Consider the following 19,829-nt stretch of genomic DNA (forward strand, 5'->3'; position numbering starts at 1 on the left):
CCGGCGGCGTGCGCTAGCCACATGTATCGGCATCGTCTTGGTTCGCTCCGCCAGCCTTCCTATATACCCTACGGGGTATGGTATAAATGGTCGTCGGGAGGATGTCGTGAGCGAAGGAGGGGACGGGTGAGTTGGCGCATGTCAGCAACTGGTCGTCCCGTGTCGTGCCGGCATGCGTGGGGCGGTGAAAGTGGTGTTGACGTGGTCAGGGCGGGGCGTTCTTTGGGCCTGATGACCACCGCTCGCAGGGGCAAATGGCCCTATTCCACGCGACAGCGGGCGCGCCAGACTAATTCGGTGGCTAGGGGCCATGAGCGAAGGGAAACGTAAGTGTTCACCTTTCTGAAGCGGGCGTGGGTGCCGATCGTTGTTGTTATCGCGGTCGCCATCGGGGGCACAGCGGTCGATCGTCTTCGGGGTGTGTTCGGCTCCGACGAGATCTTCTCGTCGACCGGCAGCAGCGTGGAGACCATCGTGCCGTTCAACCCAAAACAAGTGACCTACGAGGTTTTTGGGCCAAGTGGTACGGCCGGCAGCGTGAGTTATCTGAACAAGAACGCCGAGCCCGAGGAAGCGGATTTCAGCACCCTGCCCTGGACCCGCACGATCACGACGACAATCCCGGCGATCATCGCCAACATTGTGGCGCAGGGCAACAGCGACAGCATTGGTTGTCGCATCACCGTCAACGGTGACGTCAAGGACGAGCAATCCGCGCAGGGACACCACGCCCAGACCTTCTGCTTGGTGAAAGCAGCATGAGCGGCAAGAGCGGCAACGACCGCCCCCGATTCATGCGGATGGTGCGCGCGTTCGCGATACCGATCATCCTGATCTGGCTGTTGCTGACCATCGCGGTCAATGTCTTCGTGCCGCAAATCGAGTTTGTCGCAAGGGATAACGCGGTGACGATGTCGCCGCAAGATGCGCCCGCGATGATCGCCGCCAAGCGCATCGGCAAGACGTTCCACGAGTCCGACTCGGACAGCATCGTGATGATCGTTCTCGAGAGCGACAAGGAACTCGGCGACGCCGCACACCGCTACTACGACGGCCTGGTGCAAAAGCTGGAGGCCGACACCGAACACGTCCAGCACGTCCACAACCTGTGGGCGGACCGAATCACGGCCGCGGGTGTTCAAAGTGGCGACGGCAAAGCCGCCTACGTGCAACTGAACATCGCGGGAAACCAAGGCAGCACCCTGGGTAACGAGTCTGTCGACGCGGTGCGCGCCATCGTGGACCGGTCACCGCCACCTGACGGAATGCGGGTCTACATCACCGGTCCGGGGGCTTTGACCACCGACATGAACGAGGCCGCCGACAAGAGCATGTTCAAGATGATGGGCGTGACCGGCGTGGTCATCATGATCATGCTGTTCATCGTCTATCGCTCGGTCAGCACGGTGCTGCTGGTGTTGGCGATGGTCGGTTTCGAGATGGGCACCGCCAGGGGAGTCATCGCCCTGCTCGGGCACCACCATTTGCTGGGGTTCTCGACGTTCGTCGTGGCCATGTTGTCATCGCTGGCAATCGCGGCGGGCACCGACTACGCGATATTTCTCATCGGCCGTTACCAAGAGGCACGCCAGGCCGGTGAAGATCGCGAGACGGCCTACTATTCGATGTTCCGCGGCACCTATCACGTCATCTTGGGCTCGGGGCTGACGATCGCCGGCGCAACGTTCTGTCTGCACTTGGCTCGGCTGTCCTACTTCAAGGCACTGGGCATCCCCTCTGCGTTGGGGTTGTTGGTTGTCATTGCCGGTGCGCTGACGGCGGCGCCGGCCATCGTCGCGGTGGCCACCCGGTTCGGCCTGCTCGATCCGCGACGGATGATCAAGGTCCGCGGCTGGCGGCGCATCGGTACCGCGACCGTCCGCTGGCCTGGGCCGGTGTTCGTGGCGTCACTGCTGATTGCCCTGGTCGGGATGATGGTCGTGCCGGGCATGAAGATCAGCTAAAACGATCGCTACTACATCCCGCGTAACTTGCCGTCCAACGTTGGGTACGTCGCCGCGGAGCAGCATTTCAGTGCGGCGAGACTGAACCCCGACATCCTCATGATCGAGGGCGATCATGACATGCGTAATTCCTCGGACATGATTCTGCTGGACCGGATCGCTAAGGAGGTGTTCCGGGCACCGGGTATCGCGCGGGTGCAAAGCATCACCAGGCCCCTGGGCAGCCCCATCGAGCACTCGTCGATTCCGTTCCAGGTCAGCATGCAAGCGCTGCCGATACAACAGAATCTGAAGTTCATGAAAGAGCGCACGGCCGACATGCTCAAGATGAGCGACGACCTGGGCGCCATGATCGCCTCGATGGAGCGCATGCAGGGTCTGCTGGGTCAGATGAGCGGCACGACGCACCGGATGGTCGGCGACATGGGCGAAATGCGGGTCACGCTCAACGAAATGCGGGATCATCTGGCCGATTTCGATGATTTCGCGCGACCGTTCCGCGGCTACCTGTACTGGGAACAGCACTGCTTCAACATCCCGGTCTGTTGGGCGTCGCGATCGGTCTTTGACGCCATCGACGGCGTCTACAAGTTCAGCGAGAACATGGACGCGCTGATCGGCGACATGAACGACGTCGACTCGATACTGCCCCGGATGCAGGCCGAGTTCCCGTCGATGATCGCGGTGGCAACCTCCATGCGAGGCACGCTGCTCACCCTGCACAGCAGCTTCTCGGGGCTTGTCACACAGATGTCGCGGATGACCGACACCGCTAGCGCGATGGGCCAGGCGTTTGACGCTTCCAAGGCCGACGACTACTTCTATCTGCCGCCGGAAGCGTTCGACAACCCTGACTTCCAGCGGGGTCTGAAACTGTTCTTGTCATCGGACGGTAAGGCCGCGCGCTTCATCATCACCCACGACTCCGACCCGGCAACTCCGAAAGGTATCGCGGCGGTCAAGCCGGAACTCAATGCCGCGCGCCAAGCGGTGAAGGGGACGCCGCTGGCCGACGCCAAGTTCTATCTCACCGGGACAGCGGCGATCTACAACGACATCCAAACCGGTTCCAAGTACGACATCCTGATCGCGGGAATCGCGGCGCTGACGTTGATCTTCGTGGTCATGGTGATCATCACCCGGGCCTTGGTGGCTTCACTGGTGATCGTCGGAACGGTGTTGCTGTCGTTGGGCGCCGCATTCGGGCTGTCCGTGTTGGTCTGGCAGCACATCCTGGGCCTGGACTTGAACTGGATCGCGCCGGTGTTCGGGGTGATCATTCTGTTGGCGGTCGGATCCGACTACAACCTGCTGCTCGTTTCGCGCTTCCAGGAAGAGATCGGCGCAGGACTGAAGACCGGCATCATTCGCTCGATGGGTGAAACGGGCGGTGTGGTGACCGCGGCCGGACTGGTGTTCGCCTTCACCATGTTGTCCATGGTTGCCAGCGACCTGCGCTCGATTGGCCAGGCCGGCAGCACGATTGGTCTCGGCCTGTTGTTCGACACCCTGATCGTGCGCTCGCTGATGACGCCATCGGTGGCCGCGCTGCTCGGACGCTGGTTCTGGTGGCCGCTGCGAGTGCGGCCGCGCCCGGCCAGCTACATGCTGGGCCCCTTCGAGCCGCGCCGGCTGGTTCGTTCCCTGCTGCTGGGCGAGCCCACAGATGTGGCGACTTCCCAGCCGGCTGGATACGGTGGTTCGCCTGAACGTTCTAACGGCGATCCGGCCACTGTCCCAGCAGCTGCTCCGGCGCCGGAGACGGGCGGTGCTGACGGGAGCGCTCGTTAGCTGGCCCGACAACCGAAGGAGCCAGCGCCGAAGTGAACGACGATCCGCGTGCCGACATCGTCTCTCGTCAGTACCAGCGGTGGGTCTACCCGCATCCCATCGAGGATTTGCCGGCATGGACCTCAGCCAACTGGGAGTGGTTCGATCCGGTGTATTCCCACCGGATTCTGTGGCCGGACCGGGCATACCAGCCCGATCTCGATATCTTGATCGCCGGCTGCGGAACCAACCAGGCAGCGATTTTCGCGTTCACGAATCGATCGGCGAAGGTCGTCGCCGTCGATGTCAGTCAGACTTCACTGGATCATCAGCAGTATCTGAAAGACAAGTACGGGCTGACCAACCTCGAGTTGCATTTGCTGCCAATCGAAGACCTGCACACGCTGGGGCGTGACTTCGATCTCGTGGTATCCAGCGGCGTCCTGCACCACATGGCAGATCCGCTGACCGGAATGAAGGCGCTGGCCGGTTGCCTGCGCCCCGATGGCGTGGTCGCGGCGATGCTGTACGGCAAGTACGGTCGCATCGGCGTCGATCTGCTGGATTCGGTTTTCCGCGACCTGGGTCTGGGCCAGGACGACGTTTCGGTGACGATGGTCAAGGAAGCCATCGCTCTGATGCCGCCCTACCATCCGGTTCAGAACTATCTGAAAAAGGCTCGGGACCTGACCTCCGATGCCGCCTTGGTCGATACCTTTCTGCACGGCCGCCAACGCAGCTACACCGTGGAGGAGTGCGTCGACCTCGTCGCGGACGCCGGATTGGTATTCCAGGGTTGGTTTCAGAAGACACCGTACTATCCGCACGATTTCTTCGTGCCCAACAGCAAGTTCTATGCGGCGGTGAACGCGTTGCCGGAGCCGAAACTGTGGTCGGTGATGGAGCGCGTGGAAACATTGAACGGCGTCCATCTGTTCATGGCCTGTCACCCGGATCGGCCCAAAGAGTCTTACACGATTGACTTTTCGGCTGCAGACGCGTTGGACTACGTTCCGGTGCTGCGGACGCGCTGTGTGGTGTCGGGCAACGAAATGATCTGGCCCGGTTTCCAGATGACGCCCAAGCCAGAGCAGCTGGCCTTCTTACGCAAGGTCGACGGCCGTCGCACCATTGGAGAAATCGCGGCCGGTGTCGCGCAAAGCGGCGAGGGCCCCGGGGGCGGCATCGCCGAACTCGAGGAGTTCGGCCGCCACCTCTTCAAGTCGCTGTGGCGGCTGGATTTCATTGCGGTGGCGCTCAATACCGGCCCAGCCGGCTAGGGGTAGTGGCGGGGCGTGAACACCCGGTCGGTCGAATCAACGGCATACCACTGGGTTTGGGACGAGCCGATGATCAGCAGGCAGCGCATGTCGACGTCGGCTGGGTTCAGGTCGGCCAGGCGCACCACGCGGACATCCTCATCGGGTCCGGACACATTGCGGCCGATCACCACCGGAGTGCCTGGGTCCCGGTGTTGCAGCAGCAGCTCTCGCATCGCGCCGACCTGCCACGTCCGAGTCTTCGACGCCGGGTTGTAGATCGCCAGCACCAGGTCCGCCGCGGCGGCAGCGCCAAGGCGTGCCGCGATCACCTCCCACGGCTTGAGCCGGTCCGACAGCGAGATCACCGCGTAGTCATGTCCCAGCGGGGCGCCGACCCGACTGGCCACGGCCTGGGCCGCCGTCATCGCGGGAATGACCCGAACCGGCACCCCGGGCCACTGTTTGGCCTCCTCGAGCACGGCAGTGGCCATTGCGAACACGCCCGGGTCGCCAGAAGACACCACCGCCACCGCGCGCCCCTGCTCGGCCAGCGAGCAGGCCAGCCGGGCTCGGGCGGGTTCGTCGGTGTTGTCGCTGGGATGACGCCGCTGGCCGTCACGGACCGAAATCCGGTCCAGGTAGGGGCCATAGCCGATCAGGTCGGTCGCCCGTGCCAGCTCCCGGCGGCTCTGTGGCGTCATCCAGTCCGTGTCGCCGGGGCCCAATCCGACCACGGCAACGGTGCCGGCGACCACCGTGCTCCGACGGCCGCCAGGCAGCATGGCCAGCGAAAAATAGGGCACGCTGGCTTCGTCGACGTCGGCGGCTGGCAACACGCGCTGCCCCGGCGTGCTGGCTCGCTCCACGTAGAACGTGTCATCGAGCTGGCCGGAAGTCGAAAGTGCTTCGCGGACATTGTGATACGAACGTCCCAGCTTGAGCACCACGGCCGCGTCGACGTCGGCGAGGCGACGGGTCAGCTCGGCAACCGGCAGGGTGCCGGGCAGCACCGACAGCACCTCGTCGCCGGCCACCAGCGGGGTGGCGATGGCCGCGGAGGCGGCGCTCACCGAGGTCACCCCCGGCACGATGACGGCGTCGAACCGCTGGGTCAACCGGGTGTGCAGGTGCATGTATGAGCTGTAGAACAGCGGGTCTCCCTCGGCGAGCAGCGCCACGTTGCGCCCGGCATCGAGGTGCGCGGCAATGCGCTCGGTGGCCTGCTCATAGAAGTCCTCGAGCGCGCCGGCGTAACCGCCGGGATGATCGGTGGTTTCGGTGGTCACCGGATAGATCAGATGCTCCTCGATCTGGCCGGGCCGCAGATACCGTTCCGCGATGCCGCGGGCAATGCTGCGGCCGTGCCGGGCGCTGTGGTAAGCCACCACATCCGCCTCGCCGATCACCCGGGCGGCCTTGACCGTCACCAGCTCTGGATCACCGGGCCCCAGCCCGACACCCCACAGTGTGCCCCGATCGGTCATTCGCTGTCGTTCGCAATCGCGTTGACGGCGGCCGCGGCCATGGCGCTACCGCCGCGGCGGCCACCTACCACCAGATAGGACATGCCGCGCGGTCTGTCGATGAGTTCCTGCTTGGACTGGGCCGAGCCGACGAAGCCCACCGGACCGCCCAGCACCGCGGCTGGTGCTGGCGCCCCCTCGTCGATCAACTCGAGTAGCCGGAACAGGGCGGTGGGTGCGTTGCCGATCGCCAGCACCGCGCCGGCCAGCCGATCCGCCCACAGCTCCACCCCGGCCGCCGAGCGGGTCGTCTCGCGTCGCGCGGCCAGCCCGGCCGCCCTGGGATCGGCGACCAGCGACACCACCTGATTGTCGGCGGGAAGCCGTGCGACGGTTATCCCGGCCGCCACCATCGAGGAATCACACAACACCGGGGCACCATCGCGTAGCGCGGTCCCGGCCCGGGTGACCACATCAGCGGTGTAGGCCACGTGCTCGGCGACATCGACCTGTCCGCAGGTATGGATCAGCCGTACCACCACCCGTGCGATATCGGCGGGAAACCGACTCAGATCGGCCTCGGCGCGGATGGTCGCGAACGACTGTCGATAGATCTCCACGGCGTCACGGATGTAGTCGAGCACTCGCTCACCCTAAGACGTCAGGCTTTTCGCAGCAGCCGGTAGCCCTGCGCGGTGGCTACCAATACCTCACCCGCCAGCGGGCTCCCACACGCCCGCTCACAGCCGACGAAGTGCCGGTGCACCCCGGAAGCTGCGGCTTCGGTACGCACCGACAGCGCCGCATCCGCCCGAACATCGGCGGCCGAGCTGGCGCAGCCGGGGCTGCCGGTGCACGCGCTGACGTTGAGCCAGGGAGAGTTCTCGTCGAACACCAACCCCAGCGGTGCGAGCACCCGCAGTGCGGTGTCGGCGATGGCTTCATCGAGATCAAATACCAGCACCGATCGCCACGGGGTGATCGCTATCGGAGCCTCGATCGCGGCGAGGAACTCCGCGACGCGGGCGGGCAGAATCCCCAGCGGCACCGCAGCGCCCAGCGTGACGCGGCCGTCCCGTTGCGGTATCCAGCCCACCGGAGCCTTGGTGACGGCCGGAAATCGCGAGCCCGGCGCGGCGCCGGGAACCAGGACGCTCGGATCGATCAATTCGTTTACCCGCCAGAAGTTTCCGCGCATCTGGGTGAATCTCACGGCCAGCTCCGTGAGGGTTGGCACCACGTCGTCGGGGGCCAGCCGGACACCGGTGTCACGCCCGTCCAGCAGCACCGCGCATCCGTCTGCCAACACGTGCACACCCACATCGGCACCCAGCCCGGACACATCGGCGCGCCCGTCGTCGATGCTGAACCAGAACCGGCCGCCCAATTGCGCCAGCAGGGGTTCGGCGCAAATCGCGGCATCCAGCTCGCCGACCCACGACTGCAGGTCGGCCAGCCCGCCGACGCGGCCAGACAGTGGCGAGGCCACGATATTGCGGACCCGCTCATGGGTGGGTGACGGCAACAGCCCGGCATTGGCAATGGCGTCGGCCACCGCCATCACGTCGGTGATCGCGCGCAGTTGCAGGTTGCCGCGGGCGGTCAGCTCCAGCGTTGCCGATGCCAACTCGTTGGAGGCGCGGGCAAGCGCCGCCAACTGGTCGGCGGTGAGCCGGCCGCCGGGCAACCGAACCCGCACCAGAGCGCCGTCGGCGGCCTGATGCACTTGCAGCGCACCCGGACAGGCGTCGGCATCACGCGCACGGGTCACCTGCTCACGGTACGGGACGCAGCAAGCGCGCCGTATCAACCGACTCCGGGTGCGGCCCCGAAAGTGGGGTGACCCACGCAGCGGCTCAGGCCAGCATGCGGCGAGCACGCGCGAGTTCGGGCAGCGGGCTATCGGTGGGCATCCGGTTGAAAGCTTCCACGAGCGCCTGGCGGGCGGGCCCCCCGCGTAGTTCGAAATCATCAAGTGCGGCGCGCAATTCGTAGAGCGGGGTGCCCTGTCGGCGGGCAAGGTCCAGGGCGGCGGCCAGCTCCGAACTACGGGTGGCGGGGTCGTCCTGGGTATGTGCGCGCAGCCGCAACAATTCGGCTTCGTAGAAGCACATTTCGGTGCTACGGCCCAACGCGATCGCCTCTTCCAAGCGGGCGCGGGCCTGCTCGCGATGCAGCAGCGGCGGCCAGCGCCTGCCCGAGGGCACCCTCGAACAGGGTGACGTACACCGTTAAACCGGCCGCGCGAACGGTCTGCACCAGTTCGGTTGCGCGCGCGATGCTCGCGCCGATCACGGCCGGGTCATCCGACCCAATCGATGCCAGCGCGTCGACCGTGGCCCGCAGCGCCGTACCCCACAGTGCCCACACCTCGAACCCGTGCCGCTGGGCGTGGTCGATCAGGCCGGAGGCCGCCGCCGCGGCGTGGTCGAACCGGTGGGCTTAGACGTCCACCCAAATCTCGAAGAACCGCGCAAAGCCGACGCTGAAGGGACCGTGCGGGAAGCTGAGTCCGTCGGCCCGCCGGGCGGCCTGAGCAACCTGGGCCTGTGCCGCGCGCAGATCGCCGTGGGCGATCCGATCGAGAGCCAGCACACCGTGTGCCATGGTCAGCGGATCTGTCGGCGCGAACCACATGGCCTCGATTGTGTGCTGGTCTGCGGCCAGCAACTCCTCGACGGCGCACTGTATCTGCGGGCCCGCGGTGGCAAACGCACCGCGCAGCCACGCTGCGATGCCGAGACAGATCCTGATCAACAACCCGAAGAACTCCCGCCCGTCGGTGAGGCCAGCGCGTAACGCCTCGAATACTCCGGTAGAGCGGGCCAGGTCGCCCACCGCGAAGTAATACCCGGCCAGGGCGAGCAACGTCTCGAAGACCTCGTCATCACGGACCTCGGCCCCGCCCAACCGCAGGCAGCACTCGAAGTCGGTCGCGGTGGCGCGATTGAGCGGGCCCTCGGCAACGCTGGCGAGAAACCCCCGTTCCAGCCGCACCGCCATCTCCCGCAGATCGCGGGCGCGCTCGGCCCCCTGTCGATCGATCTGCGTGAGTGCGTTTGTCAGGTAGCCGCGGGCCTCGCCGACGGCGCCGCGGCGTCTGGCGGCGGTGGATGCCCGCTGGTACGCCGATACGGCCTCGCCGTGGTTCTCGGCCCGCTCGTAGTGTGCGGCCACCAGCTGCCAGTCGGGTTCGCCGCCCGCCCCGCCGATCAAGGCGTTGGCCACCTTGGAATGCAGTTCGCGGCGGACGCTGGGCGGTGCCAACTCCGCGGCTACCTCGCGAAGCAACTCGTGGCGGAATCGCCAGCCGTTGGTACCCCACGGCTCGAACACCTGCGCATCCTCGAGTTCGCCCAGGACATCGTCGAGCGCGTCGTCACTCAGGTCGACCACCGAGGTCAACAAGCCACGATCCAGGTGGCGGCCGATGAGCGCGGCGGCCTCCACGACCGGGACGACGTTGGCGCTCGCGCGCAGCCGGGCCAGCAGGGGCTCGTAGAGGCCCTCCGGAACTCCGCTGGTGCGCAGGCCGGTGACGACCTGCTCGATGTAGAACGGCACGCCGTCGCAACGGCCAGCTATCGCCGCGCGATCGTCCGAGGACAGGCCGGGATCCAGAGCGTCGATCAGGGTATCGGTCTGTTCCTGGGTCAACGGCTTCAACTCGATCACTTCGACCGGCCACTGCCGCGGAAGCCAGTCGCCGGGGCGTCCGGTGATTACCAGCAGTAGTCGACCGGTTCCGTTGGCCAGCAATGAGCCGAGCATCTCGATGGTCGACGGGTCGAACCAGTGCGCGTCTTCGGTTCACGCCGATGCGGGTAGGTGACACGATATTGACGTGAGCGAGGGTCAGCCGCGCCCCGAGCAACCCAACCGCGCCGCTGGGTCGCTCGACGAGCTGCTGGACCGCGCCGTGCTGGCCCTCAACCGGGGCGAACGTGGTGTGGCTGATGCTCTCGCGCAGCAGGTGCTGGCGGTCGAACAGGGAAACATCGAGGCCCGGGGCGTGCTGGCGGCGGCCCCGGGCGACGGGGGCAAGATCCGGCGCTTGACGATCGTGTTCGCCGACCTGGTCGACGCCACCATTCTTTCGACCCGACTGGAGCCCTGTAGCTACGGGCTGTTGGTGGGCCGCTATCGAGACCTGGTGCTGGAGATCGCGAACCGGTTTGGCGGCCACATCGGCTCGCCGAAGGGCGAGGGGCTGCTGGTGGTTTTCGGGCATCGGGCGGGGCAGCACAACGACGCGCACCGTGCCGTGCGGGCGAGCTTGGAGATCACCCGAGAGGTCAGCAAGCTCAGCGACTACGCGCAACGCCGATTCGGCGTGGGGATCGCCGTGCGAGCCGGGGTGCATCGCGGGCTGGTGTCTTCCGACATCACTCGAGACGACGTTTACGGGCTGGCCGCCAACGTTGCTACCCGGGTGTCCGGCCAGGCGCCGCCGGGCGCCGCGGTGGTCTCGCACACCGTTGCGGCCCTGGTACGTGACCATTTCGACTTGGAGGGGTGCGCAGCTGTGGCCATGGCGGAAATCGATGCGCCGATCACCCACTTTCGAGTGCTGGGGGAGCGGACCGGGTAAATCGGAACTACCGAGCCCAGATCGGCAACTAGCGGTTGTCGCGGGCGGTCAGTCCCCGCGAAGCACGGTGCTGTGCTGCCCCCGGCTAGAACCGGCGTGGAATGCGGCCCAGCTCACGAAGCCAGCTCCGGCGCGCGGTGTCGTGCCACTTCAGCGACGCGGGCACGGTGCGCCAACCCTGTTTGATGGTGGTCCGCAACGCGCGATAGCTTGCCTCGTCGACGCCGGACCACCCAATCCCGAAGCGCTCCCGCACAACCGGAGGCAGACCGCCAAAGATGACCAGGCGCATCGGCGTTGCCAGCGCGGTGCGAACCGGCATCGTGGGCAGCAGGGCGTCCATGATCGGGCGCAGCAGCGGAGTGCTCGGATAATCCGGCGAGGTGCTCATGTCCGGGATCGCCGTGCGCTGGATGAACTCGATCAGAAAATCCGAAGCAGCGTTGGGCTGCAGCACTTCGGTGCAGTAGCGCTCGTATTCACGGTTGAAATCAGCCAACGTCGGGGGCAGCACCGAGTCGGTCATGCCGTATCGCCGGTACCATTCGCAGCCCTCGAGGTAAAGGCGTTCGCGTTCGCGATCGGTCAACCGGTGGACATCCCAGTGCTCGGCGAGCCGGTGCACCATCATCTGGAAGGTGGCGTGTGCCCACCAGTACGTCTCGGGTTTGAGTGTGTGGTAGCGCTGCCCGTCGGGCAGTTGGCCCTTGATGTCGCGGTGGAAGTCGCGCACCCTGATCCCGGTCGCGTCCGCATCGGGTCCGTCGTAGATGGTGCCGAGAATGCCGGGCAGTGAACGGAATACCCGGTCTACCGGATCGTCGAAAAAGTTCGAGTGGTCGATGAGCCCTTGGCCGATCGCGGGATGCATCGTCTGCATCAAACCCGCCGTACCGCCCTCGAAAGCGATTCGCATGTCGCCCGCCCAGCGCCAGAGCAGCGACTCGGGCCCCAGGTCGACGCGAGTGTTCACCGGGGTCACGAAATGCCGGTCCGCCGGGTGTAGACGTCGTGCTGGTCGCGTCGCAGATCGGTGGTGAAAACGCGCCCGGACCCCAGCGCGCGGCCAAGCGCCTCCGCCAGGCCCAACGGCATCAGACGCTGCGCCCACAGCGTCACACCCAGCGAACGAGGCACGGCCACATGGGGTTCCGGCTTCGCAATCACGCCGACGACCGCCCGCGCGACGTCTTCCGGCTCGGCATTCTTGAAGCCCTTCGCATGTCCGACACCGGCGACCATTTCGGTATTGGTCAGCGTCGGCATGATCACCGAAAAATGGACTCCCTTGCCGCGGGTTTCCATTCGGACCGCGTCGGTGTAGCCGAGCACGGCATGCTTGGTGGCGCAGTAGGTTGCGATGCCTTCGGTGGGCAGCATGCTGCCCACCGAGCCGATGTTGATGACGTGCCCGCGGCGTCGGGGCAGCATCCGCTGCGTGGCCAATTTGGTGCCGAGGATGACGCCGTGGACGTTCACGTCGAACAGGCGGTGAGTGGCATCGTCAGGCTCATCGACCGCGCTGCCCACCGAGATCAAACCGGCGTTGTTCACCAGGACATCCAGTGGCCCCAACTTGTCCTCGACGGTGTCGAGGAAAGCGGTGAACGACTGCCGGTTTGTCACATCCAATCCGCAGGCCAGCGGCAGCCCGAGCCGGTCGCCGGATGATTTGGCCGTGGACTCATCGATGTCGCCGATCGCGACTTTGGTGCCCAAGCCGTGTAGCGCCGTGGCGATAGCCAGACCGATTCCGCGAGCCCCACCGGTGATGGCGACGACTTTTCCGGCAACCGAAAATGTCATCGCTACACGGTACGACTTGGCGACTGTCCCCAGGAACCCACACCAACGGAGGGATCCGCACCGGCGCCGCCAGTGGCCGACGCAACCGTGCCGAATGCGCTGGTTTGCTTGTGCGGCGGAACTTTTGCGCTGGCAGAGAGCGGCGCGAGTAGAGTCGCTGGGATGGCGGGGCCCTCGGCGAACGAGTGGATGCTTGCCGGGGTTGCCGCTGCGTCCGTCGCGCTCGGTGTCGCCCAGGTGGTCAGCATCCCGTTTGGGACGCGCGCCGACGCACGCACGGCGGTCGGCTCTGCGGTCATCGATATCACCCCGGGGCCGATCAAAGAGTGGGTGATCCAGGCCCTCGGTCCATTGGACAAACCCTTCCTAGCCATCGTGGTGCTCGTAGTGATCGCGACATTGGCGGCGCTGGCCGGGACCCTCGAGACCCAGCGCCGCCCGCTCGGCAGCGCCGTGATCGCCGCGGCGGGTGTTCTCGGCTGCGCCGCCGTGCTGTCGCGCCAGGGTGGGACCCTCCTGGACACGATTCCCACCATCGCGGGCGCCGCCTGCGGTGTGCTGCTGCTGCGCGTGCTGATGCGCCGGTTCTGGCCCGACGCAGAGGATCCGAACGGCAGCGGCGACCAGTCGGACGCCGGCCGGCGCAGGTTGATCATGTTGGGCTTGCTGGGATTCGGAGTCGTAACCGGGGTAACGGGTGCGGTCCTCGTGCGCCTGGCGCATTCGGTGGCGGCCGACCGCAAGGCATTCACCCTTCCCCAGCCAGGAACAACGGCGCCGCCAATACCGGCCGATGTGCAACCGAAAGGTGTTGCGCTCCCGGACTTCATCACACCTAGCGCCGACTTCTACCGGATCGACACCGCACTTGTTGTGCCGCAACTCAGCCGCGGTGACTGGCGGCTGCGCATTCACGGCATGGTGGACCGCGAAATCAGCTACACGTTCGACGACCTCACCCAATTCGACGTGGTCGAAACGGTGGCCACACTGACCTGCGTATCCAATCCGGTTGGTGGAAACCTCATTTCAACGGGCATCTGGACGGGATACCGGGTCGCGGATCTGTTGTCGGCCGCCGGTGTGCACAAAGACGCCGATATGGTGCTCTCGACTTCAATCGACGGGTTCACCGCCGGTACTCCGGTGCAGGCCCTCGCCGACGGCCGTGAAGCGCTGCTAGCGCTGGGCCTCAACGGCCAGCCCCTGCCGGTCGAGCATGGCTACCCCGCCCGCCTGGTGGTGCCCGGACTTTACGGCTACGTGTCGGCAACCAAATGGGTGGTCGAGCTGGAGCTGACCCGGTTCGACAGGGCCAAGGCGTACTGGACGCGGCAGGGCTGGGCCGCGCGGGCGCCGATCAAGACCGAGTCGCGGATCGATGTGCCGAAAAGAGGTCAGAAGGTGCGGGTGGGGCCCGTGGTGTTCGGCGGTGTCGCATGGGCGCAGAATCGTGGCGTGCGGGCCGTGGAGGTCCGTATCGGGGACGGCGGGTGGCAGCGCGCTGAACTGGGCGCGAGTTATTCCAATGCGACGTGGCGGTTGTGGAGTTTGCCTTGGCAGGCCAAAAGCCCCGGGACTCACACCATTACTGTGCGGGCCATCGACAACACCGGGGCGGTGCAAACCGAAGATCGGGCCGATCCGGTTCCCGATGGCGCTACCGGCTGGCACACGGTGACCTTCACCGTGGTGGACAAGTGAGGTCTATTTAGACGACATCCTGCGCCAACTGATCACCGCGATCACTATGCCGACCAGCGCAGTGATCGGCCCGATGACAGAGCAGGTGGTGGTGTTGCTCATCGGGCTGCCGCCGAGCACTCCGAATCCCTGCAGCGCCCAGATCGACCCGAATAGCGCGATGATCAGCCCGACCGCGAAGGTAACGACGAAACCCCTGCTCATATGGGAACCCTACGTGCCGATTCGTCGCCATGAGGGCGCTGCGGTACGAATGACTGGTGGCTGAGCCGACCATCCTGCTGTTGTCGACGTCGGATACCGACCTGATCTGTGCCCGATCCAGCGGCAGGGCCTATCGGTGGGCCAACCCGGCGCGGCTGTCCGATCTGGAGCTGGCGGACCTGCTAACCGACGCCGCGATCGTGGTGGTGCGGATTCTCGGCGGCTACCGGGCCTGGGAGGACGGCATCGAGGCCGTGTTGGCCGCCGGCGTCCCCGCGGTCATGGTCAGCGGCGAGCAGGCCGCTGACGCGGAGTTGATGGACCGTTCCTCGGTCCCGGCGGGTATCGCGCTGCAGGCTCACATCTACCTGGCGCAGGGGGGCGTGGACAACTTGCGCCAGTTGCACTCGTTCCTTTGCGACACCGTGCTGATGACGGGCGTTGGTTTCGGTCCGCCGGTTGCCATCCCGTCCTGGGGGGTGCTGCGGCGACCGGATGCCGGCAGCGCCGGTCCCACCATTGCCGTGCTGTACTACCGCGCGCAACACTTGGCCGGCAACACCGCCTATGTGGAGGCGTTGTGCGCGGCGATCGAAGCCGCGGGCGGACGTGCGCTTCCGGCGTACTGCGCCTCGTTGCGCACCGCCGAGCCGGAACTGCTGACAACGCTGGGTAGTGCCGATGCCATGGTGGTCACCGTGCTGGCCGCCGGTGGGGTCAAGCCGGCAACCGCATCCGCCGGCGGTGATGACGACAGCTGGAACGTGGAACACCTCGCGGCCCTGGATATTCCGATTCTTCAGGGGCTGTGCCTGACCAGCCCGCGGGCGCAATGGTGCGCCAACGACGACGGACTGTCCCCGCTCGACGTCGCGACTCAGGTCGCGGTACCGGAGTTCGACGGCCGCATCATCACAGTTCCGTTCTCGTTCAAGGAGATCGACGACGACGGCCTGATCGCCTATGTCGCCGATCCGGAGCGCTGCGACCGGGTCGCGGGCCTGGCGCTGCGGCACGCGCGACTGCGCGGCGTTGACCCCGCCGACAAACGGGTGGCGTTGGTGTTCTCGGCTTACCCGACCAAGCATGCGCGCATCGGCAACGCGGTCGGCTTGGACACCCCCGCCAGTGCGGTGGCGCTGCTGCGGGCCATGGGCGAACGTGGGTACCAGGTGGGCGAGCTGCCCGGTGTCGAAGCGGCCGATGGCGACGCGCTGATCCACGCGCTGATCGAGCGCGGCGGCCAGGATCCGGACTGGCTCACCGAAGGTCAGCTTTCCGGTAACCCGATCCGGGTATCCGCCAAGGACTATCGGCGCTGGTTTGCCACGCTCCCATCCGGGCTGACCGATGCGGTGACCCAGCATTGGGGTCCGCCGCCGGGGGAGCTGTTCGTCGACCGCAGCAATGATCCGGATGGCGAAATCGTCATCGCCGCGATGCAGTCGGGCAACCTGGTGTTGATGGTGCAGCCGCCACGCGGCTTCGGGGAAAACCCGGTGGCGATCTACCACGACCCGGACCTGCCGCCGAGTCATCACTATCTGGCCGCCTACCACTGGCTGGATGCGGGCTTCGGGGCTCATGCGGTGGTGCACCTGGGCAAGCACGGCAATCTGGAATGGTTGCCGGGCAAGACGCTGGGCATGTCGGCGGCGTGTGGATCCGATGCCGCGCTGGGCAATCTGCCGTTGATCTATCCGTTCCTGGTCAACGACCCCGGTGAGGGGACCCAGGCAAAACGGCGGGCACACGCGGTTCTGGTCGATCACCTCATCCCGCCGATGGCCCGCGCCGAAACCTACGGTGACATCGCCCGGCTGGAGCAGTTGCTCGATGAGCACGCCAACGTCGCGGCGCTGGACCCGGCCAAGCTGCCGGCCATCCGTCAGCAGATCTGGACGCTGATCCGGGCCGCCAAGATGGACCACGACCTAGGGCTGACCGAGCGCCCGGAAGAGGACTGCTTCGATGACATGCTGCTGCATGTCGATGGTTGGCTCTGCGAGATCAAGGATGTCCAGATCCGCGACGGCCTGCACATCCTCGGGCAAAAGCCAACGGGGGAGACCGAACTCGATCTAGTGCTGGCCATTCTGCGGGCCCGCCAGCTGTTCGCCGGTGCGCAGGCGCTACCCGGTTTGCGCCAGGCACTCGGCCTGGCCGAGGACGGCACGGACGAGCGTGCGGCAGTGGACCGGATCGAGGCGGCCGCCCGTGGCCTGGTGGCCGCGCTGCAGGCCGCGGACTGGGATTGCGCTGCCGTCGAACAGATCACCGACAATCCCGAGGCGGCGGCGGTGCTGCGGTTCGCCGCTACCGAAGTGGTGCCGCGGCTGGCCGGGACGGAAGCCGAGATCGACCAGGTGCTACGTGCCCTGGACGGACACTTCATTGCCGCGGGTCCGTCGGGGTCGCCGTTGCGCGGTCTGGTCAACGTCTTGCCGACCGGACGTAACTTCTACTCGGTGGACCCCAAGGCCGTACCATCCCGGCTAGCCTGGGAAGCCGGTGCGGCGCTAGCGGATTCACTGTTGACTCGATACCGCAATGACCACGGGCGGTGGCCGCAGTCGGTGGGGCTGTCGGTGTGGGGCACTTCGGCGATGCGCACCGCCGGTGACGACATCGCCGAAGTGCTCGCGCTGCTGGGCGTTCGGCCGGTGTGGGATGAGGCGTCCCGGCGCGTGGTGGACCTGACTCCCATTGCACTGGCCGAGCTGGGCCGGCCGCGCATCGACGTGACGGTCCGGATCTCCGGGTTCTTCCGCGACGCGTTCCCGCACGTGGTGACGATGCTCGACGATGCCGTGCGGCTGGTGGCCGAACTCGATGAGCCGGCCGAAGACAATTACGTACGCGCGCACGCCCAGGCCGACCTGGCTCAGCACGGCGACCAACGGCGAGCCACCACAAGGATTTTCGGCTCCAAACCGGGAACCTATGGCGCCGGGCTGTTGCAGCTGATCGACAGCCGCAACTGGCGCGACGACGCCGACTTGGCGCAGGTGTACACCGCCTGGGGCGGATTCGCGTACGGACGCGACCTGGAGGGCCGCGAAGCGGTCGACGACATGAACCGCCAATACCGGCGCATCGCCGTGGCCGCCAAGAACACCGACACCCGAGAACATGACATCGCCGATTCCGACGATTACTTCCAGTATCACGGCGGCATGGTGGCCACCGTGCGTGCCCTGACCGGCCAAGCGCCGGCCGCCTACATCGGCGACAACACTCGCCCCGACGCGATCCGCACCCGAACACTGTCGGAGGAGACCACCCGGGTGTTCCGGGCGCGGGTGGTCAATCCCCGCTGGATGGCCGCCATGCGCCGGCATGGCTACAAGGGCGCCTTCGAGATGGCGGCGACGGTCGATTACCTGTTCGGCTACGACGCGACCGCCGGGGCGATGGCCGACTGGATGTATGAGCAGCTCACCGAGCGCTATGTGCTGGACCCGGAGAACCGCAAGTTCATGACGGAGTCCAACCCCTGGGCGCTGCACGGCATGGCCGAGCGACTGCTGGAGGCGGCCGGGCGCGGGATGTGGGCTCAGCCGCAGCCCGAGACGCTCGACGGTCTGCGCCAGGCGCTGCTGGAAACCGAGGGTGATCTGGAGGGGTAGCCCCCCCGGCGCGAGCAGACACAGAATCGCACTCGGATAGCCCTCCGAGTGCGATTCTGTGTCTGCTCGCGAGCTAGGGGAACCGGCCCGCGGTAGGTTGACAGCGTGACACCCACGTTCGCTGACCTGGCCAAGGCGCAATACATCCTGCTCACCACCTTCACCAAGGACGGCCGGCCCAAGCCGGTGCCGGTCTGGGCCGCTTTGGACGGTGACCACGGTGACCGCCTGCTGTTGATCACCGAGGGAAAGTCGTGGAAGGTCAAGCGGATCCGCAACACACCGCGTGTCACGCTGGCCATCCGCAACACACCGCGTGTCACGCTGGCCATCTGCGACATGCGCGGTCGTCCGAAGAGCGAGGCCGTCGAAGGCACCGCCGCCATCCTGGACAAGTCGCAAACGGCGGCCGTGTACGACGCGATCGGCAAGCGCTACGGCATCGTGGGCAAGGTCTTCAACCTATTCAGCAAACTGCGCGGCGGCATGGACAAGAACGTCGGACTCGAGCTCAGGGTGGCCTAGGGCCGACCGCATGGGCACCGTCCTGATTCCGATCCCGGACCGTGATTTCGACCCCACCGAGGTTGCGGTCAGCTGACGCGTGCTGACCCAAGACGGCCATCGGGTCATTTTTGCCACCGAAAGCGGTGCTACGGGGATCGCCGACGACATCATGGTGAGCGGCCGAGGTTTGGACATCTGGTCGGCGCTTCCCGTCTTGGGTTCCGTCTCGCTCATCGGTCGGATGCTTCGAGCCAACAAAGACGGTCGCCGCTGCTATGCACTGATGCGGCAGTCGGTCGAGTTCCAGCACCCCCTCAGCTGGGCACAAGCCACTCTGGCCGGGGTCGACGCACTGCTGCTTCCGGGCGGGCACCGGGCCCGCGGAATGCGCAGCTACATCGACAGCCAGACACTGCAGGGGCTGGTGGTAGAGGCCTTTGCGGGTGGGCTGATCGTGGCCGCGATCTGTCATGGCGTCTTGCTCGCCGCTCGTAGCATCGATCCGGCTACCGGCAGATCGGTGCTCTACGGGCGCCGGACGACCGCACTGACCTGGGCGTTGGAGCGGCGGGCGTGGCAGCTCACCCGCCGCACCCGCCGCTGGGATCCCGATTACTACCGCACCTATACCGAGGAGCCGGGCCAGGCCCGCGGATACATGTCGGTGCAGGCGGAAGTCACCCGAGCGCTTGAAGATCCCACCGACTTCTGTGATGTTGCTCGCACTGCCCCGCACCGATGGCTCAAGACTTCCGGCATGGTGCGTGACACCGCGACCGACTCGCGGCCGGCGTTTGTGGTCGACGACGGCGGCTACGTGTCAGCGCGCTGGCCAGGTGATACGCACACGTTTGCGCAGGTGTTGTCGTGGAAATTGAGCTCGCGGCATCCCGATGCGGGGTCTTGACCTGCGCTAGCGCGGCGGACTC

Annotated in this window: 15 protein-coding genes and 1 pseudogene; 8 read left to right on the top strand and 8 right to left on the bottom strand. The window is 66.2% G+C overall.

From position 1 onward, the window contains the following. The first annotated feature begins 330 nt into the window (after nt 1–330). The 3 genes and pseudogenes from MMSP_RS14420 (at nt 331) to MMSP_RS14430 (ending at nt 5,014) form a co-directional block, all read left to right on the top strand. Nucleotides 331–762 carry an MmpS family transport accessory protein gene (locus MMSP_RS14420; protein WP_011740286.1) on the top strand — a complete coding sequence of 144 codons (432 nt, stop codon included), beginning with the start codon at nt 331–333 and terminating at the stop codon, nt 760–762. 32 nt (nt 763–794) lie between these two features. Further along, a pseudogene (locus MMSP_RS14425) lies at nt 795–3,755 on the top strand (RND family transporter). A gap of 32 nt (nt 3,756–3,787) precedes the next feature. Continuing rightward, nucleotides 3,788–5,014 carry a bifunctional 2-polyprenyl-6-hydroxyphenol methylase/3-demethylubiquinol 3-O-methyltransferase UbiG gene (locus tag MMSP_RS14430; RefSeq protein ID WP_020787214.1) on the top strand — a complete coding sequence of 409 codons (1,227 nt, stop codon included), beginning with the start codon at nt 3,788–3,790 and terminating at the stop codon, nt 5,012–5,014. Here MMSP_RS14430 and MMSP_RS14435 read toward each other — a convergent pair. The 5 genes from MMSP_RS14435 to MMSP_RS14450 form a co-directional block, all read right to left on the bottom strand. Continuing rightward, the gene (locus MMSP_RS14435; protein ID WP_020787215.1) at nt 5,011–6,480 is read right to left on the bottom strand and encodes a precorrin-2 C(20)-methyltransferase; all 1,470 of its coding nucleotides are present in this window, start codon (nt 6,478–6,480) and stop codon (nt 5,011–5,013) included. The two genes, MMSP_RS14430 and MMSP_RS14435, sit on opposite strands and share 4 nt — an antisense overlap. Further along, nucleotides 6,477–7,103 carry a precorrin-8X methylmutase gene (locus MMSP_RS14440; protein ID WP_020787216.1) on the bottom strand — a complete coding sequence of 209 codons (627 nt, stop codon included), beginning with the start codon at nt 7,101–7,103 and terminating at the stop codon, nt 6,477–6,479. The genes MMSP_RS14435 and MMSP_RS14440 overlap by 4 nt, the downstream gene beginning before the upstream one ends. A 17-nt stretch (nt 7,104–7,120) precedes the next feature. After that, nucleotides 7,121–8,230: a precorrin-3B synthase gene (gene cobG, locus MMSP_RS14445; RefSeq protein ID WP_011740282.1), complete on the bottom strand. Its 1,110-nt coding sequence runs from the start codon at nt 8,228–8,230 to the stop codon at nt 7,121–7,123. A gap of 85 nt (nt 8,231–8,315) precedes the next feature. Further along, on the bottom strand, nt 8,316–8,666 hold the full coding sequence (locus MMSP_RS28540; protein ID WP_232022543.1) for a hypothetical protein: 351 nt from the start codon (nt 8,664–8,666) through the stop codon (nt 8,316–8,318). Nucleotides 8,667–8,901: 235 nt separating this feature from the next. Further along, nucleotides 8,902–10,230 carry a hypothetical protein gene (locus MMSP_RS14450; RefSeq protein WP_020787220.1) on the bottom strand — a complete coding sequence of 443 codons (1,329 nt, stop codon included), beginning with the start codon at nt 10,228–10,230 and terminating at the stop codon, nt 8,902–8,904. Between the two features lie 73 nt (nt 10,231–10,303). Here MMSP_RS14450 and MMSP_RS14455 point away from each other — a divergent pair, with 73 nt between their 5' ends. Further along, entirely contained in the window at nt 10,304–11,050 is a 747-nt protein-coding gene (locus MMSP_RS14455; RefSeq protein ID WP_020787221.1) for an adenylate/guanylate cyclase domain-containing protein, read from the top strand. Nucleotides 11,051–11,135: 85 nt separating this feature from the next. On the opposite strand, the gene MMSP_RS14460 is transcribed toward MMSP_RS14455, so the two are convergent. Continuing rightward, nucleotides 11,136–12,032 carry an oxygenase MpaB family protein gene (locus MMSP_RS14460; protein WP_015355694.1) on the bottom strand — a complete coding sequence of 299 codons (897 nt, stop codon included), beginning with the start codon at nt 12,030–12,032 and terminating at the stop codon, nt 11,136–11,138. Further along, nucleotides 12,029–12,856, bottom strand: a complete 828-nt coding sequence (locus MMSP_RS14465; protein ID WP_020787222.1) for an SDR family oxidoreductase — start codon at nt 12,854–12,856, stop codon at nt 12,029–12,031. The genes MMSP_RS14460 and MMSP_RS14465 overlap by 4 nt, the downstream gene beginning before the upstream one ends. A gap of 162 nt (nt 12,857–13,018) precedes the next feature. Here MMSP_RS14465 and MMSP_RS14470 point away from each other — a divergent pair, with 162 nt between their 5' ends. Further along, nucleotides 13,019–14,560, top strand: coding sequence for a molybdopterin-dependent oxidoreductase (locus MMSP_RS14470; protein ID WP_036426529.1), 1,542 nt, complete (start codon nt 13,019–13,021; stop codon nt 14,558–14,560). Between the two features lie 3 nt (nt 14,561–14,563). Here the strand turns inward: MMSP_RS14470 and MMSP_RS14475 are convergent, their stop codons facing one another. Continuing rightward, entirely contained in the window at nt 14,564–14,764 is a 201-nt protein-coding gene (locus tag MMSP_RS14475; protein ID WP_020787224.1) for a hypothetical protein, read from the bottom strand. Between the two features lie 56 nt (nt 14,765–14,820). Between MMSP_RS14475 and cobN the strand changes: the two genes are divergently transcribed. From cobN to MMSP_RS14490, 3 genes are all read left to right on the top strand, one after another. Beyond that, the gene (gene cobN, locus MMSP_RS14480) at nt 14,821–18,393 is read left to right on the top strand and encodes a cobaltochelatase subunit CobN (RefSeq protein ID WP_020787225.1); all 3,573 of its coding nucleotides are present in this window, start codon (nt 14,821–14,823) and stop codon (nt 18,391–18,393) included. A gap of 105 nt (nt 18,394–18,498) precedes the next feature. Next, a complete protein-coding gene (locus tag MMSP_RS14485) occupies nt 18,499–18,918 on the top strand; it encodes a PPOX class F420-dependent oxidoreductase (RefSeq protein ID WP_020787226.1) in 420 nt (139 codons plus the stop codon). 79 nt (nt 18,919–18,997) lie between these two features. Beyond that, nucleotides 18,998–19,807, top strand: coding sequence for a type 1 glutamine amidotransferase domain-containing protein (locus MMSP_RS14490; protein ID WP_020787227.1), 810 nt, complete (start codon nt 18,998–19,000; stop codon nt 19,805–19,807). Nucleotides 19,808–19,829 lie beyond the last annotated feature (22 nt).

Origin of the sequence: Mycobacterium sp. 012931, from assembly GCF_000419295.1 — a bacterium.
GTDB lineage: Bacteria > Actinomycetota > Actinomycetes > Mycobacteriales > Mycobacteriaceae > Mycobacterium > Mycobacterium marinum.

What these genes read in the sequence shown, in the direction of transcription:
- MMSP_RS14475 (WP_020787224.1), bottom strand. Translation starts at nt 14,764, where the DNA reads ATGAGCAGGGGTTTCGTCGTTACCTTCGCGGTCGGGCTGATCATCGCG.
- MMSP_RS14465 (WP_020787222.1), bottom strand. Translation starts at nt 12,856, where the DNA reads ATGACATTTTCGGTTGCCGGAAAAGTCGTCGCCATCACCGGTGGGGCT.
- MMSP_RS14470 (WP_036426529.1), top strand. Translation starts at nt 13,019, where the DNA reads ATGGCGGGGCCCTCGGCGAACGAGTGGATGCTTGCCGGGGTTGCCGCT.
- MMSP_RS14435 (WP_020787215.1), bottom strand. Translation starts at nt 6,480, where the DNA reads ATGACCGATCGGGGCACACTGTGGGGTGTCGGGCTGGGGCCCGGTGAT.
- MMSP_RS14450 (WP_020787220.1), bottom strand. Translation starts at nt 10,230, where the DNA reads ATGCTCGGCTCATTGCTGGCCAACGGAACCGGTCGACTACTGCTGGTA.